Source organism: Ancylobacter sp. Lp-2, from assembly GCF_020523795.1.
Lineage (GTDB): Bacteria > Pseudomonadota > Alphaproteobacteria > Rhizobiales > Xanthobacteraceae > Ancylobacter.
Genome location: NZ_JAJALI010000014.1, coordinates 53655 through 69580 on the forward strand (window position 1 = coordinate 53655; position 15926 = coordinate 69580).

The following is a 15926-nucleotide window of genomic DNA, read 5'->3' on the forward strand; positions in this document are numbered from 1 at the left end:
GCACCCATTCGCGGTGCAGGCGTGCGCCCGCCGCCCGGAGCTTCCTCCGGGCGTCTTGGTGCATGCGATGAACAGGTGACAGGAACGATGCGAATTTCCACGCTTCGAATCGGTGCGAAGCTTCGAGGCGGCAAGGAACGCCCCGGCGGACGGCCCGGGGGCGGCTACCGGAAGCGCTCCCTGATCCTCGCCCTGATCGCGGCGGCGGCGGTGCTGGCGGCGGAGCCATTGATCTACAAGACTTTTTCGCATGCCCACGCGCAGACGCAGGCCTCGGCACCGGCCACCAGCGGCCCGGTCGGGCGGGAAAGCGGGCTGCCGGTGCCGCGCTTCGTCTCCATCAAGGCGGACAAGGTGAATGTACGCTCCGGTCCCTCGCGCGACCATGGCGTGGCCTGGGTATTCACCCGCGCCGGCCTGCCGGTGGAGATCACCGCGGAGTTCGAGACCTGGCGGCGCATCCGCGATTCCGACGGCGCCGAGGGCTGGGTCTATCATTCCATGCTGTCGAGCCGGCGCACCGCGCTGGTCGGGCCGTGGTTGAAAGGCGGGGCGACCTCGCTCTATGCCAGCCGGGACGCCAAGTCCCGCGTCGCCGCCCAGGTGGAGCCGGGCGTGCTCGGTCAGGTGAGCGACTGCGACGGCACCTGGTGCCGCTTCTATGGCGACGGCTTCGAGGGCTTCATCCAGCAGGAGAAGCTGTGGGGCGTCTATCCGGGTGAAAAGGTGGATTGATACCTCTATCTCCGTCCTGCTGGAGTGCTGGACGGAAGACAGTGAGGTGGACGATGCGGCCGATTCCGGTGCGGTGAGGCCGATCGATCAGAGCGGACGCGCCTCGATGTAGCGACGCTCCTGCGTGCGGCCGCCATAGCCATAAGAATCGGCCCGCGCCTCGACCACATGCACGTAGCTCTCGCTATGCAGCGGTCCCAGCAATTCCCCCATGCCGGCGAAGGTCGCGGCGATGAAGGCCGCCTTCTCGGTCTTGTCGTTGGTGCCTTCCGTCACCCGGATGTCGAGCCAGAAGCCGGCGAGACGCTGCTCCGCGAGTGGCTGGCCGCCGCAGAACCAGTGCGCGGGGTCTATCCGCTGGATCGCCACCGCCGTCACCGCCGGGTCCTTTCCGAGCTCGCGCTCGGCGAGCCGTGCCGCAAGGGCGGCGATGCGTGGCTCGATCCCCGTGGGGGTGGCGGGGCCGGGGGCATAGGAGATCTGGATCATCGGCATGGGCGCCTCCTCTCGTGATGTCGGGGGGTAGGCTAGTGCCGCGATACGAATGATGAAATCATATCGCTGATGATATCAATGATGATGTGAAATGATTGATCGGCCGCTCGACCTCGATCTCGTCGAAGCCTTCGTGCATGTGGCGGAACTCGCCAGCTTCACGCGGGCCGCCGAGCTCGACGGCACCACCCAGTCGGCGGTCAGCCTGAAGATGCGCAAGCTGGAGGCGCGGCTGGGGCGCAGCCTCCTCGAACGTTCGCCGCGACTGGTGCGGCTCACCGTCGACGGCGAGCGTTTCCTGCCGCTCGCCCGCGACCTGCTCGCCGCCGAGCGCCGGGCGCGGCTGTGGGAGGCGGCCGAGCCGGCGCGGTTGCGGCTGGGCATCAGCGACCAGGTGGTGGGGGATGGGCTGGCCGCGCTGGTCGGCCGAATCGGCACCGCCGCTCCGGCGGTGCGGCTGGAGGTGCGGGCGGGTTTCTCGCGGGCCCTGCTCGATGCCTATGACGCCGGCGACCTCGATGCGGTGCTGGTGCGGCGGGAGGGCGACCGCCGCGACGGCGAAAAATTGCGCGTCGACGGCTATGGCTGGTTCGCCAGCCCCTCGCTGCGGCTGGCCGCCGGGGAGATGGTGCCCTTGGCGCTGCTCGCCGCGCCCTGCGGGGTGCGCGCGCAAGCGCTGAAGGCGCTCGCGGCCGGCGGCCTCGCCTGGCGGGAAGCTTTCGTCGGCGGCAGCGTCGCGGCGGTCGCGGCCGCCGTATCGGCCGGGCTGGCCGTGGCGCCGCTGGCCTTGCGGCTGGCGCCGGCCGGCAGCCGGGAGGTCGGGCACGGTTTCGGCCTGCCGGGCCTGCCCGAGGCCACGGTGATGCTGCACGCGCGCGCCTCCGAACCGGAGCAGAAGCGGGCGTTGGCGGCTCTGGCGGCGTGGGTGCGGGGTTAGGGGCTAGCTGCCTTTTCGCGGATAGCCGAGGTGCGCGCGGACCTTTTCTGGCATGAAGATCCGGTTCAGGGCCCACTTCCGCAATTGCTCGACGATGGCGGCGTTTTCGGGAGACGGATCGAGTTTGCGCATCCGCACGACCGCATTGTGTAGCGGAGAGCCATGGAGGTGCTGGCCGCCGAAGCTCCGTTCGCCGTCTTGCCGTTCTTGCGTGTAGGCCATGTTCAAATTGAGAAAGGCCTGTCGCAGCCTTTCGGCTTGCCCAACTTGGTACCGTCCTACGAAAAGCCGTTCGAGAAGGGCCTGCGGGTCGAGCATCCAATCGGGAGGATCGGCAATCCTGTCGTCGAACGCACGCACGTAACTCGAACATGTCGCCGTCAACGAAATTACTGCTGCGCATCAGTCGGCGTAGTGCATGGCACAGTATATCGAGGACGTGCAGCACCGGGCCGTTTACGAACGTGCCGTAAAAGGCGTAGCGATTGTCCGGCGATCCATATTTCCTCAGATAGTCGGCGAACAGGCTCGCAGGCTTCCCTTGCCACGCCGTCCGGCCCATGGCCGTCGTGTCGGGCAGGTCGAGGGTGGCGGGCAGGTATCCTCGCCGATCGATCCTGCTGACCGCCGTGTAGAGCCCGACCAGATCATGGTCATATCCCAGCGTCGACTCGTCCTGCAGGAGCAGGGCGGCCTTGAGATATTTCTCGAGGGCCTGGGCGGCCGAAATGTAGAAGCTCTGAAACAGGCCGTTGTCGAACGCCCACCGCGCGGCGAGATAATCCTGATCGGCAGGGGCCACAAAGAGATCGAGGATGAGCCCGATCTTACGTTCCTCGAGAGAGATCGAAGGTGAACGTAGACGGTCGAGTGTCGGCTGAGCTCATATCCGGTGTCGCCCTGCTTGAGCGGCTTTGTCGAACTCAGGATTGGCGTGGCCTAGCGATTCGATCAAACAAAAAGGCCGGTCTTGCGACCGGCCTTGCTTATTCCCGTCCGACGCTGCCGGGGCTCAGCCCCGACGCGATCAACCCCGGCGCTTGGGGCGCAGGCGCACCACGACGTCGACGCGGGCGATCTCGTAGCCTTCCGGCGGCTCGGGAACCCGCTCCACCTCGACCGCCGTGCTGGGAATGTCGAGAAGGTGATTCTCGCCTTCCATGAAGAAGTGATGGTGGTCGGACGGGTTGGTGTCGAAATAGGTCTTCGACCCGTCAATGGCGAGCTCGCGCAGCAGGCCGACTTCGGTGAACTGGTGCAGCGTGTTGTAGACGGTGGCCAGCGACACCGGGAAGCGCGCCTTGATGGCTTCCTCGTGCAGGATTTCCGCCGAGACGTGACGGTCGCCCTTGGCGAACAAGAGCCAGCCGAGCGCCAGGCGCTGGCGGGTGGGACGCAGCCCGACGTCGCGCAGCATGTGGCGGACGTCATGGAACGGGCAGCCGGTACGGCTCGCGGCAGCGACATCCCGCAGCCGGGCCACCGGAAGCACCGGTTCGTCATCCTCCATCACCATGCGAGATACGGCGATAGGGGCAGGGCGAAAAGTCTCGCTCATTTCACGTTCCGAACAGACAATCCAAGCGATAATCGGACTTTCGACCGACGCCGCAAGCGGTTGCAAAGGCGATGCCGCCACAGCGCAAATGGCCGCGGGCAACGGGTTTTTCAACTGGCATTATATTCGCAGGCTTCGCGTCAGGGCAATCATGCGTCGCACTATAGTAATCATTCCAAACAGGGGGGCGGGCTCCCGCGCGCCGGCCCGCCCGTCACGCTCCCGACACACTGAGCGGTAGCGCCGCACTGAGGATGGCTTTGAGCCGGCAGGGCGCTGTGATAGGAAGCGCCAGAAACCGGGCGGCTCCATGTCGCTCGCGGTCGAAACATGATGCGTGGTGATACGGCGGCGATGGTCGAACGGCAGAACAGCTTCTCCTACGATGAACTGCTCGCATGCGGGCGCGGCGAGCTCTTCGGGCCCGGCAACGCCCAGCTGCCGCTGCCCCCCATGCTGATGTTCGACCGCATCACCGAGATCTCCGAGGATGGCGGCGCCAACGGCAAGGGCCATGTGCGGGCCGAGCTCGACGTGAACCCCGACCTGTGGTTCTTCGCCTGCCACTTCAAGGGCGACCCGGTGATGCCGGGCTGCCTCGGCCTCGACGCCATGTGGCAGCTGGTCGGCTTCCATCTCGGCTGGCTCGGCTCCCCCGGCCGTGGCCGCGCGCTCGGCCTCGGCGAGCTGAAATTCTCCAACCAGGTGCTGCCGACCACCAAGAAGGTGGTGTACGGCATCGACTTCAAGCGCGTGATGCGCTCGAAGCTGGTGCTCGGCATCGCCGATGGCTGGCTGGAAGCCGATGGCGAGGTGATCTACCGCGCCAGCGACCTGAAGGTCGGCCTGTTCCAGACCTGAGCCTCCCCGGCCGTACACGGCCGTCACGCGGCCCTTGTCGACAACGGCCCCCGGCGCCATCTGCCGGGGGCTCACTCACGAAGAGGGGTCCCCGCGCGGCGCCGGACTAACAACGCCGCCGGACCCCGCCAAGGAAGGAAAGCCTATGCGCCGCGTCGTCGTCACCGGGATGGGTATCGTCTCGTCGATCGGCAACTCCACCCAGGAGGTGCTGGCCTCGCTGCGCGAGGGCAAGAGCGGCATTACCCGCTCCGACAGCTATGCCGAACTGGGCTTCCGCTCCCAGGTGCACGGCGCGCCGCAGCTCGACGCCAGCGCCATCGTCGATCGCCGCGCCATGCGCTTCCATGGCGGCGGCACCGCCTGGAACCATGTCGCCATGGAACAGGCGATCCGCGATTCCGGGCTTGAGGAGAACGAGATCTCCAACGAGCGCACCGGCATGGTGATGGGCTCGGGCGGTTCCTCCACCCGCACCATCGTGGAAGCCGCCGACATTACCCGCAAGAACACCAGCCCGAAGCGGGTCGGCCCGTTCGCGGTGCCGAAGGCGATGAGCTCCACCGCCTCGGCGACGCTGTCGACCTGGTTCAAGATCAAGGGCGCCAGCTATTCGATCTCGGCCGCCTGCGCGACCACCAATATCTGCATCGGCAACGCCGCCGAGATGATCCAGTACGGCAAGCAGGACGTGATGTTCGCCGGCGGCTGCGAGGATCTCGACTGGACGCTGTCCTGCCTGTTCGACGCCATGGGCGCGATGTCCTCCGACTACAATGACCGCCCGGCGGTGGCCTCGCGCCCCTATGACAAGAACCGCGACGGCTTCGTGATCTCCGGCGGCGCCGGCGTGCTGGTGCTCGAGGAGCTGGAGCACGCCAAGGCGCGCGGCGCCCGCATCTATGCCGAGATCGTCGGCTACGGCACCTCCTCGGACGGCGCCGACATGGTCGCCCCCTCCGGCGAAGGCGCGGCGCGGGCGATGCGGCTGGCGCTGGCCGGCGTGAAGGGTGGCATCGACTACATCAACCCGCACGCCACCTCGACGCCGATCGGCGATCTCAAGGAGATCGAGGCGATCCGCGAGGTGTTCGGCGCCAATTGCCCACCGATCTCCGCCACCAAGTCGCTGACCGGCCACTCGCAGGGCGCCACCGGCGTGCACGAGGCTGTTTACTCGATCCTGATGATGCAGAACGGCTTCATCGCCCCGAGCGCGCATATCGACGAGATCGACCCGGCCTTCGCCGACATGCCGATCACTCGCGAGCGCATCGACAATGTGAAGCTCGGCCGGGTGCTGTCCAACGGCTTCGGCTTCGGCGGCGCCAATGCCGTGCTGGTGCTGCAGCATCCCGACGCCGCCTGATTTTTTTGACGTGAGCGTGCTTTCCCGTCGACCGGACGTCATGGTTCGGTCGGAAAGAGCTCCATCCGGCGTTGCGCCGGCCGCGAGGAGAAGACGATGAGCCTGACGCAGGGCAATCCGGTGCACGACACCCCGATGCAGGGCAGCCTGATGCAGGGCAAGCGCGGCCTGATCATGGGCGTCGCCAACGACCATTCCATCGCCTGGGGCATCGCCAAGACGCTGGCGGCGCAGGGGGCGGAACTGGCCTTCACCTATCAGGGCGAGGCGCTCGGCCGCCGGGTGAAGCCGCTGGCGCAGAGCCTCGGCAGCGACACCGTGCTCGCCTGCGACGTCGAGGACATCGCCTCGGTGGACGGGCTGTTCGCGGAACTGAAGGCGAAGTGGGGGACGATCGACTTCCTCGTCCACGCCATCGGCTTCTCCGACAAGAACGAGCTGAAGGGCCGCTATGCCGACACCACGCGGGAGAACTTCTCGCGCACCATGGTGATCTCCTGCTTCTCCTTCACCGAGCTGGCCAAGCGGGCGGCGGAGCTGATGCCGAATGGCGGCTCGCTGGTGACGCTGACCTATGGCGGCTCGACGCGGGTGATGCCGAACTACAACGTGATGGGCGTCGCCAAGGCGGCGCTGGAGGCCAGCATGCGCTACCTCGCCGCCGATTACGGGCCGCAGGGCGTGCGAGTGAACGCCATCTCCGCCGGGCCGATCCGCACGCTCGCCGGCGCCGGCATCGCCGATGCGCGGCTGATGTTCAACTACCAGAAGCGCCATGCGCCGCTGCGGCGCACCGTCACCATCGACGAGGTGGGCGGCGCGGCGCTGTACCTGCTCTCCGACCTGTCGAGCGGGGTGACCGGCGAGGTGCACTTCGTCGATTCCGGCTACAACATCATCTCCATGCCGCATCCCGAGGCGCTGAAGACCATCGAGGATGCAGTGGAGGCCGGCGAGGCGGCGCAATAGGCCGCCTGCCGTTAAGGGCGCGCGCTAGAGCAGGTCTGGTTCACCGGACATGCTCCAAGTCTTTGTTACTGCGCATTTTCTTCCCGCGAGCCGGTGCCCGCTTCGCTCGAAAATGCTTTAGAGCGTGTCCTTATAGATTTTGCCGTCCTTCATGATGAGGCGGAAATTGCGCTCGGGATCGGCGATCAGCGACAGGTCCTCGAGCGGGTTGCCGTCGACCAGCAGCAGGTCGGCATAGGCGCCCTCGGTGAGCACGCCGAGCTTGCCGGGATAGGGATTGCGCGGGCCGGACAATGCCAGCAGCTCGGCATTGGTGGCGGTGGCCATCTTCAGGGCTTCCGCGCCGGAATACCAGCGGTCGAGATGGGTGAGCATCACCCCCTGCCGCCGCGCCAGGGCCGGCGAGAACAGCATGTCCGAGCCGAAGGCGGTCTTGATGCCGTGCTTCTTCGCCAGCGCGTAGAGGCTGTCGGTGGCGGCGAAGATCATCAGTGACCGGTCGCGGCTGGGGCCGGTCAGCGGCCCGGTATCCTCGGCGCTGAGGAAGGGCTGGGTGCTGAGCCAGATGCCCTTCTCCGCCATCCGTGCCGCGATCTCCTCATCCATCAGATGGCCATGCTCGATGCAGGTGACGCCGGCGTCGAGCGAGCGCCGGATGGTCGGCGAGGCATAGGCGTGGCTGGCGACATAGGTGTTCCAGTCGCCGGCGACCTGCACCGCGGCGGCCATCTCGCCCTGCGTGAAGGTGGAGGCGTCGAGCGGGCTGCGCGGCGAGGACACGCCGCCGCCGCCGACCATCTTCAGCTGCGAGGCGCCCTGCATCAGCTGCTCGCGCGCCCGCATCATCACCTCCGCCTCGCCATCGGCGATGGCGAGCGCGCCGGTCTGCTCGGTATGGCCCGGCACGCCGGCGGCGCGCGGCAGCTCGGAGAGCGGGCGCAAATCGCCATGGCCGGCGCTGGCGGTGATCATCGCGCCGCAGGGATAGATGCGCGGGCCGGTGGTCAGCCCCTCGTCGATCGCCTGCTTGAGCGGGAAGGACGGGCCACCCAGATCGCGAATGGTGGTGAAGCCGCGCATCAACGTGCGCTCGGCCTCGGCGGCGGCGGCGAGGAAGATGTAGCCGGGCTCGGCCGTCATCATCACCGGGAGCGGCAGCGCGGCGAAGATCGCGTGCCAGTGCATGTCAATCAGGCCGGGCATCAGCACCCGGCCGCCGCCGTCGATCACCCGCGCGCCCTCCGGCGGCGTCGGGGTGCCGGCGGTGATGGCTTTGACGCGGTTGTCCTCGACCAGCAGCGAGACGCCGTCGCGCAGCGACGAGGAGGTGCCGTCGAACAGGCGGATATTGGTGAAGAGGATTCGCTGCGGGCCGCCCGGCGCGCCCTGCGCCCGCGCCGGGCGCGCGAGGCCGAGCGCGGCGAGCGAGGCCGCCATGCCGGCGACGAAGCCGCGCCGCGACAAGCCGGCGTCGAGCCGGGCGGTCAGCGCAGCCAGCTCCGGCCGATGGCAGAGGCAGCCGACATGGTCGGTCGCCTCGGCGGCGGTCGGGTCGGTACAGGCAAAGCTGGCGGGAGGGGGTGAGGGGCGAAACGACATGAGGCACCTCCGGGTCGGCTCGGGAGGCGGTTCGCCGGTCCCGTTCGCGACCCGCGCACCCTACGCGGATACGCCGCCTGCGCAACCCGCGAGCCCCCGGGGGAGGGGCTGCCGCCCGCGGGAAGACGCCGTCCGTGGGAGGCGCCCCCGCGAGGAGGTTGCGCGTCAGGATGCCCGCGAGCGACGCCTCTCCTGCGCGGTCGCCAGCGCAGGCGGTGGCCGCTCCGGTCGACCCTATTCGCCGGCGCTGAGCGCGATGCGGTAGGCGTCGGCGGGGTAGACGCCGAGGATGCGCAGCTCCTTGGAGAAGAAGGCGAGCTCCTCCAGCGCGTGCTTCAGCCCGACATCGTCGGGATGGCCGATGACGTCGGCATAGAACTGGGTGGCGAAGAACTCGCCGTCCAGCTGGTAGGATTCCAGCTTGGTCATGTTGACGCTGTTGGTGGCGAAGCCGCCCAGCGCCTTGTAGAGCGCGGCCGGCACGTTGCGCACCCGGAACACGAAGGTGGTGACGGTCGGCCCGTTATTGGCCGGCGCCCAGTCGGCATCGCGCGACAGCAGGATGAAGCGGGTGGTGTTGTGCGCCTCGTCCTCGATGTTCTCGGCGATGATGTCGAGGCCGTAGATCTCGGCAGCGAGGCGCGGGGCGATGGCGGCCACGGTGGGATCGCCCGCCTCGGCGACGAGGCGCGCGGCGCCGGCGGTGTCCGAGCCGACCACCGCCTTCAGGCCCAGCTTGCGGATGATGTTGCGGCACTGGCCGAGCGCCATGACATGGCTGGTGACGGTCTTCACCGTCGCCAAGGTCGCGCCCTTCACCGTCATCAGCTGGTGGGAGAGCGGCAGGAAATGCTCGCCGATGATGTGGAGCCCGGAGGTCGGCATCAGATGATGGATGTCGGCGACGCGGCCGGCGACCGAGTTCTCGATCGGGATCATGCCGAGATCGGCCTCGCCGGACTGGATGGCGGCGAAGGCATCCTCGAAGGTAGGGCAGGGCAGCACCACGGCGTCGGGAAAGCGCTCGCGGCTGGCATTGTGGGAATTGGCGCCGGGCTCGCCCTGAAAGGCCACGATGCGGGGGGTCTTCATCGTCCTCACGTCCTTTAGCTGCGCGCACGGATGGCCCGTGGCGTCTCGACACGGCGCTGCCGCCGGAGCCGCTCCACGCACCGCAAAAAGCGCGACGGAACGCCGCGCCACCTGCCGCTCCCCGCCGCCCGCGCGCCGGGCGCGGGGGCCGGGCCTGTGCCCGGACCGCCTGCCGTTTCGGCAAGCTGCGCGAGAAATGACAGAAATGTCATAGACTTGCGCGGGGATGGCGCCGGCCCGCACGGGCGCGGACGGTGGCGAAACGTAGCACCGACGGCGCGCTTATACGGGTTGCACGCCTAGGGTCAAAATGATTAGTTCCGCCCGCCGTTGGCGGCTGCGTAAAGCGGCTGTTACATTACGTGCGGGCATCAATGGTTCAGCCGGATGGATCGTGGTGCCGGTCGAGGGAGCGGAACTCAATATGGACAGCTTCGAGCTGAACAAGATCGCCGGCGCCGTGCTCGGCGTGCTGACCTTCACGCTGGGCCTGAACGTGTTTTCGGGCATCCTGTTCACGTCGCACGCGCCTGAGAAGCCGGGCTTCGAGATCGCCGTTCCCGAAGGCGGCGGCGGGGCCGCCGTGGCCGCCACCACCGCCGACGTGCCGATCGCCGAGCTGCTGTCCAAGGCCAGCGCCGAGAAGGGCGCCGTCGTCGCCAAGAAGTGCGCCGCCTGCCACAATTTCCAGGAAGGCGCCGGCGCCAAGGTCGGCCCGGACCTTTATGGCGTGGTCGGCCGCCCGGTGGCCAGCGCCGAGGGCTTCGCCTATTCCGCCGCGCTCAAGGGGCATGGCGGCCATTGGACCTTTGACGAGCTGAACGCCTTCCTGAAGAACCCCAAGGGCGACATTCCCGGCACCGCCATGGGCTTTGCCGGCCTCGCCAAGGAAACCGACCGCGCCGACCTGCTGGTCTATCTGAACTCGCTGTCGCACAGCCCGCAGCCGCTGCCGGCGCCCTGAGCCGGGCTATCGGCCGGCTTCCGGAGACAAAGCTTCGGAATTGCAGGCGAATTGCTTCACGATCACGTCAGGCCGGAGGCGCGGCGCGCTTCCGGCCTTATTGTTTTCCGAACGTCACCGTTCACATTGGCGTCGCGGGAGGTAGGCTGTGCCGGAAGGGCCGGCGTGGTCACCCGCCGCCCGAGGTCCGAACAAGGAAAGTGCGCCGCATGGTCGATCGCCGACACCCCCCGGTTCCCGCCGCTCCGGCCCATGTCGTCCCTGCCAGCGCCGTGCGCCCTTCCCGCCGGTTGGTGCTGGCGCTGACGGGCGCGGCGCTCCTGCTCGGCGGATTCGGCCTTGCCGGCCCGGCGCAGGCGGACCCGCAATGGCGCCACGGCCTCTCGCTGCTCGGGCAGCCGAAATACCCGGCCGACTTCAAGCGCTTCGACTATGTGAACCCGGACGCGCCCAAGGGCGGGCTGCTGCGGCTCTCCGCCAACGGCACCTTCGATTCGCTGAACGACATCATCCCGCGCGGCAATCCCGCCGGCGGGCTGTCGTTGATCTACGACACGCTGATGAGCCCGGCCGCCGACGAGGTGGCGACCGAATACGGGCTGATCGCCGGGAGCGTGCGCTATCCCGACGATTTCTCCTCCGTCACCTACAAGCTGCGCCCCGAGGCGAAGTGGCATGACGGCGCGAGGATCACGCCGGACGACGTAGTGTGGTCGTTCGAGCAGACCGTGAAGAACAACCCGCGCCAGGCGTTCTATTACAGCCACGTCAAATCGGCGGCGAAGACCGGCGACGACGAGGTGACCTTCAGCTTCGACCAGGCGGGCAATCGCGAATTGCCGCAGATCCTCGGCCAGCTGCGCATCATGCCCAAGCACTGGTGGACGGCGAACGGCCCGGACGGCAAGCCGCGCGACATCTCGCAGGGTACGCTGGAAGTGCCGCTCGGCTCCGGCCCCTACAAGGTGAAGCAGGTGGTGCCCGGCCGCTCGATCTCCTTCGAGCGGGTGAAGGATTATTGGGGCCGCGACCTGCCGGTGAATGTCGGCACCAATAATTTCGACGAGCAGCGCTTCGAGTATTTCCGCGACGACACGGTGGAGCTGGAGGCCTTCAAGGGCGACCAGTATGATTTCCGCATCGAGTCCTCCGCCAAGGACTGGGCGACCGCCTATAATTTCCCGGCGGTCAAGGCCGGCAAGGTGATCCTCGAGGAGTTCGCCAACCGCGCCTCCGGCCAAATGCAGGCCTTCATCCCCAATCTGCGCCGGGCGAAGTTCCAGGACCAGCGGGTGCGACGGGCGCTCAACTACGCGCTCGACTTCGAGGGCATGAACCGCACGCTGTTTTTCGGCCAGTACAAGCGCACCGCCAGCTATTTCCAGAATACCGAGCTGGCCTCCTCCGGCCTGCCGCAAGGCCGGGAACTGGCGATCCTCGAGGGGGTGAAGGACAAGATCCCGGCGAGCGTGTTCACCACCGCCTATGAGAACCCGCCGCAGGGCGGCGAGGAGGAGCGCCGCGCCAATCTGCGCGAGGCGGCGCGGCTGCTGAAGGAGGCCGGCTGGACGGTGAAGGACCGCAAGCTGGTGAATGCCAAGGGCGAGCCCTTCACCGTCGAGATCCTGATCGCCAACCCGGCCTTCGAGCGGGTGGCGCTATTCTACAAGCCGGCGCTGGAGCGGCTCGGCATCACCGTGAACGTGCGGCAGGTCGACACCTCGCAATATATCAACCGCCTGCGGGCGCGCGACTTCGACGTGATCCTCACCGGCTGGGGGCAGTCGCTGTCGCCGGGCAACGAGCAGCGCGACTTCTGGGGCTCGGCGGCGGCGGAGCGCGAGGGCTCGGCCAATTATGCCGGCATCAAGGATCCCGGCATCGACGCGCTGATCGAGAAGGTGATCTACGCCAGCGATCGCGAGGACCTGGTCGCCGCCACCCACGCGCTCGACCGGGTGCTGCTGGCCTATGACTTCGTGATCCCGACCTGGAACTACCCGAACTACCGCACCGCGCGGTGGAACCGGTTCTCGCATCCGGACAAGCTGCCGGAATATTCCTTCGCCTTCCCCGACATCTGGTGGTGGGACGCGCAGAAGGCGGCGGCCACGGGAGGGGCGCCGTGAGCGGAGGGCGCCTGGGCGATCGAAGCGGTGTTTTTCCCCCTCTCCCCAATGGGGAGAGGAAAAGTAAGGAAAATCGACCGGCCGTCGGAGATGACGTCCTTGCCGCCCGCGGCGGCTCGGCTGTGCGCGGCGGGTTGCGGCTTTCGCGCCGTTCGCTGCTCGCTCTTGCCGCGGGTACCGGCGCAGCGCTCGCGCTGCCGCGCCGCGTGCTCGCGCAAGGTGTGGCGTCTGCCGTTGTTCCTCCCGCGGCGGCGGACATCCCGGCCGGCGAGCTGCACGGGCTGTCGGCGTTCGGCGACCTGAAATATCCCGCCGATTTCGCGCATTTCGACTATGTCGACCCGGCGGCGCCCAAGGGGGGCGGCTTCTCGCATATGGGGCCGGTCGCCTTCTACAATCAGGCGCTGCAGACCTTCAATTCCTTCAACGGCTACATATTGAAGGGCGACGCGGCGCAGGGCATCGAGCTGACCTTCGACACGCTGATGGCCCGCGCGCTCGACGAGCCCGACGCGGTCTACGGTCTTCTCGCCCGCTCGGTGGCGGTGAGCGAGGACGGCACCGTCTATCGCTTCCGGCTGCGGCCGCAGGCGCGCTTCCATGACGGCTCGACGCTCGATGCCGAGGACGTCGCCTTCTCGCTGAACCTGCTGAAGGCCAAGGGCCATCCGATCATCCAGCAGAGCCTCGCCGACATGGAGGGCGCGGAAACCGAGGGCGCCGACATCGCGGTGGTGCGGTTCACCAAGACTCGCGCGCGCGACGTGCCGCTGCTGGCGGCGCAGCTGCCGATCTTCTCGCGCGCCTATTACGGGACGAAGAACTTCGAGGAATCGACGCTGGAGCCGCCGCTCGGCTCCGGGGCCTACAAGGTCGGGCGCTTCGAATCCGGCCGCTATGTCGAATATGCGCGGGTGGCGGATTACTGGGGCGCCGGGCTGCCGGTGAATGTCGGCATCGATAATTTCGATGTCGTCCGCTACGAATATTTCCGCGACCGCGAGGTGGGCTTCGAGGCGTTCAAGGCCGGCGCCTACCGCTTCCGCGAGGAGTTCACCTCCCGTACCTGGGCGACCGGCTACGATTTTCCCGCCATGAAGGACGGGCGGGTGAAGCGCGAGGAGCTGCCCGACGGCACGCCGTCCGGCGCGCAGGGCTGGTTCCTCAATCTGCGCCGGCCGCAATTCGCCGATCCGAGGCTGCGCGAGGCGCTGTCCTATGCCTTCGACTTCGAATGGACCAACACCAATTTGATGTACGGCGCCTATAAGCGCGTGCATTCCTTCTTCGAGAACACCGATTTGAAGGCGCAGGGGCCGGCGGACGCCGCCGAGACGGCGCTGATCGACAAGCTGGCCGATCTCGTGCCGCCGGAACAGATCGCGGTGCTGAAGGGCGAGCCATGGTCGCCGCCGGCCTCCGACGGCTCCGGGCAGGACCGCACGCTGCTGCGCAAGGCGAGCGCGCTGCTGCGCGAGGCGGGCTTTGTCGTGAAGGATGGCAAGCTCACCGACAAGGCCGGGCGGGCGGTCACCATCGAGTTCCTCGACGACGAGGGCTCGCTGGAGCGGCACACCGCGCCCTTCATCAAGAATCTCGGCGTTTTGGGGATCTCGGCGAGTTTCCGCCTCGTCGACCCCGCGCAATATCAGCGCCGGCTCAACGACTTCGATTTCGACGCCACGGTGCGGCGCTACACGATGTCGGCGGTGCCGGGCGAATCGCTGCGCAGCTTCTTCGGCTCCAAGGCGGCGGCGACGCCGGGCTCGTCCAACCTCTCGGGCATCGCCGATCCGGCGACCGACCGGCTGATCGACCTCGTCATCGCCGCCAATTCGCGCGAGGAACTCACCACCGCCTGCCGGGTACTGGACCGGCGGATGCGCTTCAACCGGATCTGGGTGCCGCAATGGTATTCCGGCCTCCACCGCATCGCCTATTGGGACGAATTCGCCTGGCCCTCAGTGCCGCGCCCGACCTATGGCCGCGGCATTCCCGACATCTGGTCGGCGAAGGCGCGCAAGGCCGGTTGATGAACGGACGTTAAGTTGACCGGCGGGCCGCCGCCCGCCACCCTGTGCGCCACCTTCGGAGGTTTGCACCCCGCATGCTCGCCTATATCGTCCGCCGTATCGCGCTGATGGTGCCGACCCTCGTCGGCATCATGCTGATTTCCTTCGCGGTGGTGCAGTTCGCGCCCGGCGGCCCCATCGAGCGGGTGATCGCCCAACTCACCGGCGAGGGCTCCTCCGCCACCCAGCGCATTTCCGGCGGCGGCGGCGATTTCGGCGGCGGGGCCGGCAGCGGCGCCGGGTCGAGCGATCCGGTGTCCTCGAAATATCGCGGCGCGCAGGGGCTGGATCCGGCCTTCATCAAGCAGCTGGAGGTGCAGTTCGGCTTCGACAAGCCGGCCTATGAGCGCTTCGGCAAGATGCTGTGGGACTATGCCCGCTTCGACTTCGGCCGCTCCTATTTCCGAGACATCTCGGTGATCGACCTGATCAAGGAGAAGATGCCGGTCTCGATCTCGCTCGGCCTGTGGATGATGCTGATCACCTACGCGATCTCGATCCCGCTCGGCATCGCGAAAGCCGTGCGCGACGGCTCGCGCTTCGACGTGTGGACCTCGGCGGTGATCATCGTCGGCTACGCCATACCGAGCTTCCTGTTCGCCATCCTCCTGATCATCCTGTTCGCCGGCGGCTCGTTCTTCTCGATCTTCCCCTTGCGCGGCCTCACCTCCGACAATTGGGACCAACTGTCCTGGGGCGCGCGCATCCTCGACTATTTCTGGCATCTGGTGCTGCCGATCACCTCCATGGTGCTGGGCGCCTTCGCCACCATGGCGCTGCTCACCAAGAACTCGTTCCTCGACGAGATCCGCAAGCAATATGTCGTCACCGCGCGGATGAAGGGGCTGTCGGAGCGGGCGGTGCTGTACCGCCACGTGTTCCGCAACGCCATGCTGATCATCATCGCCGGCTTTCCCGGCGCCTTCGTCGGCGCGTTCTTCTCCGGCTCGCTCTTGATCGAGACCATCTTCTCGCTCGACGGGCTGGGCCTGCTCGGCTTCGAGAGCGTGCTCAACCGCGATTATCCGGTGGTGTTCGCCAATCTCTACATCTTCTCACTGGTCGGGCTGTTCGTGAATTTGCTCTCCGACCTCACCTATAGCTGGGTCGATCCGCGCATCGACTTCGAGACGCGGGATGTCTGAG

The 15926-nt window shown here is 67.4% G+C and carries 15 protein-coding genes; 10 read left to right on the forward strand and 5 right to left on the reverse strand.

The features are described 5' to 3' along the window. The first annotated feature begins 87 nt into the window (after window positions 1-87). Window positions 88-735: an SH3 domain-containing protein gene (locus tag LGR54_RS23525; RefSeq protein WP_230364397.1), complete on the forward strand. Its 648-nt coding sequence runs from the start codon at window positions 88-90 to the stop codon at window positions 733-735. Window positions 736-822: 87 nt separating this feature from the next. Here LGR54_RS23525 and LGR54_RS23530 read toward each other — a convergent pair whose 3' ends face one another. Then, window positions 823-1230: a 4-oxalocrotonate tautomerase gene (locus LGR54_RS23530; RefSeq protein ID WP_230364398.1), complete on the reverse strand. Its 408-nt coding sequence runs from the start codon at window positions 1228-1230 to the stop codon at window positions 823-825. A gap of 91 nt (window positions 1231-1321) precedes the next feature. Between LGR54_RS23530 and LGR54_RS23535 the strand changes: the two genes are divergently transcribed. Beyond that, the gene (locus tag LGR54_RS23535) at window positions 1322-2167 is read left to right on the forward strand and encodes a LysR family transcriptional regulator (RefSeq protein WP_230364399.1); all 846 of its coding nucleotides are present in this window, start codon (window positions 1322-1324) and stop codon (window positions 2165-2167) included. A gap of 3 nt (window positions 2168-2170) precedes the next feature. Here LGR54_RS23535 and LGR54_RS23540 read toward each other — a convergent pair whose 3' ends face one another. Next, window positions 2171-2527 carry a hypothetical protein gene (locus LGR54_RS23540; RefSeq protein ID WP_230364400.1) on the reverse strand — a complete coding sequence of 119 codons (357 nt, stop codon included), beginning with the start codon at window positions 2525-2527 and terminating at the stop codon, window positions 2171-2173. 58 nt (window positions 2528-2585) lie between these two features. Here LGR54_RS23540 and LGR54_RS23545 point away from each other — a divergent pair, with 58 nt between their 5' ends. After that, on the forward strand, window positions 2586-3023 hold the full coding sequence (locus LGR54_RS23545; protein ID WP_230364401.1) for a hypothetical protein: 438 nt from the start codon (window positions 2586-2588) through the stop codon (window positions 3021-3023). Window positions 3024-3194: 171 nt separating this feature from the next. Here LGR54_RS23545 and irrA read toward each other — a convergent pair whose 3' ends face one another. Beyond that, complete coding sequence (gene irrA / locus LGR54_RS23550; RefSeq protein ID WP_281419118.1) at window positions 3195-3677, reverse strand: iron response transcriptional regulator IrrA; 483 nt, start codon at window positions 3675-3677, stop codon at window positions 3195-3197. A 402-nt stretch (window positions 3678-4079) separates the two neighbouring features. On the opposite strand from irrA, the gene fabA reads away from it, so the two are divergent. The 3 genes from fabA (at window position 4080) to fabI (ending at window position 6924) form a co-directional block, all read left to right on the forward strand. Then, the gene (gene fabA / locus LGR54_RS23555; protein WP_230364436.1) at window positions 4080-4586 is read left to right on the forward strand and encodes a 3-hydroxyacyl-[acyl-carrier-protein] dehydratase FabA; all 507 of its coding nucleotides are present in this window, start codon (window positions 4080-4082) and stop codon (window positions 4584-4586) included. A 145-nt stretch (window positions 4587-4731) separates the two neighbouring features. Next, on the forward strand, window positions 4732-5955 hold the full coding sequence (gene fabB, locus LGR54_RS23560; RefSeq protein ID WP_230364402.1) for a beta-ketoacyl-ACP synthase I: 1224 nt from the start codon (window positions 4732-4734) through the stop codon (window positions 5953-5955). Between the two features lie 135 nt (window positions 5956-6090). After that, the gene (gene fabI, locus LGR54_RS23565; protein WP_230364437.1) at window positions 6091-6924 is read left to right on the forward strand and encodes an enoyl-ACP reductase FabI; all 834 of its coding nucleotides are present in this window, start codon (window positions 6091-6093) and stop codon (window positions 6922-6924) included. Between the two features lie 117 nt (window positions 6925-7041). On the opposite strand, the gene LGR54_RS23570 is transcribed toward fabI, so the two are convergent. Then, window positions 7042-8523, reverse strand: a complete 1482-nt coding sequence (locus LGR54_RS23570; RefSeq protein WP_230364403.1) for an amidohydrolase family protein — start codon at window positions 8521-8523, stop codon at window positions 7042-7044. Window positions 8524-8757: 234 nt separating this feature from the next. Then, on the reverse strand, window positions 8758-9615 hold the full coding sequence (locus LGR54_RS23575) for a prephenate dehydratase (RefSeq protein ID WP_230364404.1): 858 nt from the start codon (window positions 9613-9615) through the stop codon (window positions 8758-8760). A gap of 424 nt (window positions 9616-10039) precedes the next feature. Here LGR54_RS23575 and LGR54_RS23580 point away from each other — a divergent pair, with 424 nt between their 5' ends. The 4 genes from LGR54_RS23580 to LGR54_RS23595 all read left to right on the forward strand — a co-directional run bounded on the left by LGR54_RS23580 (window position 10040) and on the right by LGR54_RS23595 (window position 15925). Further along, window positions 10040-10579, forward strand: coding sequence for a cytochrome c family protein (locus LGR54_RS23580; RefSeq protein ID WP_230364405.1), 540 nt, complete (start codon window positions 10040-10042; stop codon window positions 10577-10579). 209 nt (window positions 10580-10788) lie between these two features. Next, the gene (locus LGR54_RS23585; protein ID WP_230364406.1) at window positions 10789-12708 is read left to right on the forward strand and encodes an extracellular solute-binding protein; all 1920 of its coding nucleotides are present in this window, start codon (window positions 10789-10791) and stop codon (window positions 12706-12708) included. 134 nt (window positions 12709-12842) lie between these two features. After that, a complete protein-coding gene (locus tag LGR54_RS23590) occupies window positions 12843-14741 on the forward strand; it encodes an extracellular solute-binding protein (RefSeq protein WP_370638265.1) in 1899 nt (632 codons plus the stop codon). Between the two features lie 74 nt (window positions 14742-14815). Then, window positions 14816-15925: a microcin C ABC transporter permease YejB gene (locus tag LGR54_RS23595; RefSeq protein WP_230364408.1), complete on the forward strand. Its 1110-nt coding sequence runs from the start codon at window positions 14816-14818 to the stop codon at window positions 15923-15925. Window position 15926 lies beyond the last annotated feature (1 nt).

Excerpts from the sequence above, each read along its gene's own strand:
- LGR54_RS23525 (WP_230364397.1), top strand. The coding sequence starts at position 88 with ATGCGAATTTCCACGCTTCGAATCGGTGCGAAGCTTCGAGGCGGCAAG.
- LGR54_RS23530 (WP_230364398.1), bottom strand. The coding sequence starts at position 1,230 with ATGCCGATGATCCAGATCTCCTATGCCCCCGGCCCCGCCACCCCCACG.
- LGR54_RS23535 (WP_230364399.1), top strand. The coding sequence starts at position 1,322 with ATGATTGATCGGCCGCTCGACCTCGATCTCGTCGAAGCCTTCGTGCAT.
- LGR54_RS23545 (WP_230364401.1), top strand. The coding sequence starts at position 2,586 with ATGGCACAGTATATCGAGGACGTGCAGCACCGGGCCGTTTACGAACGT.
- irrA (WP_281419118.1), bottom strand. The coding sequence starts at position 3,677 with ATGGAGGATGACGAACCGGTGCTTCCGGTGGCCCGGCTGCGGGATGTC.
- fabA (WP_230364436.1), top strand. The coding sequence starts at position 4,080 with ATGGTCGAACGGCAGAACAGCTTCTCCTACGATGAACTGCTCGCATGC.
- fabB (WP_230364402.1), top strand. The coding sequence starts at position 4,732 with ATGCGCCGCGTCGTCGTCACCGGGATGGGTATCGTCTCGTCGATCGGC.
- fabI (WP_230364437.1), top strand. The coding sequence starts at position 6,091 with ATGCAGGGCAGCCTGATGCAGGGCAAGCGCGGCCTGATCATGGGCGTC.
- LGR54_RS23570 (WP_230364403.1), bottom strand. The coding sequence starts at position 8,523 with ATGTCGTTTCGCCCCTCACCCCCTCCCGCCAGCTTTGCCTGTACCGAC.
- LGR54_RS23575 (WP_230364404.1), bottom strand. The coding sequence starts at position 9,615 with ATGAAGACCCCCCGCATCGTGGCCTTTCAGGGCGAGCCCGGCGCCAAT.
- LGR54_RS23580 (WP_230364405.1), top strand. The coding sequence starts at position 10,040 with ATGGACAGCTTCGAGCTGAACAAGATCGCCGGCGCCGTGCTCGGCGTG.
- LGR54_RS23585 (WP_230364406.1), top strand. The coding sequence starts at position 10,789 with ATGGTCGATCGCCGACACCCCCCGGTTCCCGCCGCTCCGGCCCATGTC.
- LGR54_RS23595 (WP_230364408.1), top strand. The coding sequence starts at position 14,816 with ATGCTCGCCTATATCGTCCGCCGTATCGCGCTGATGGTGCCGACCCTC.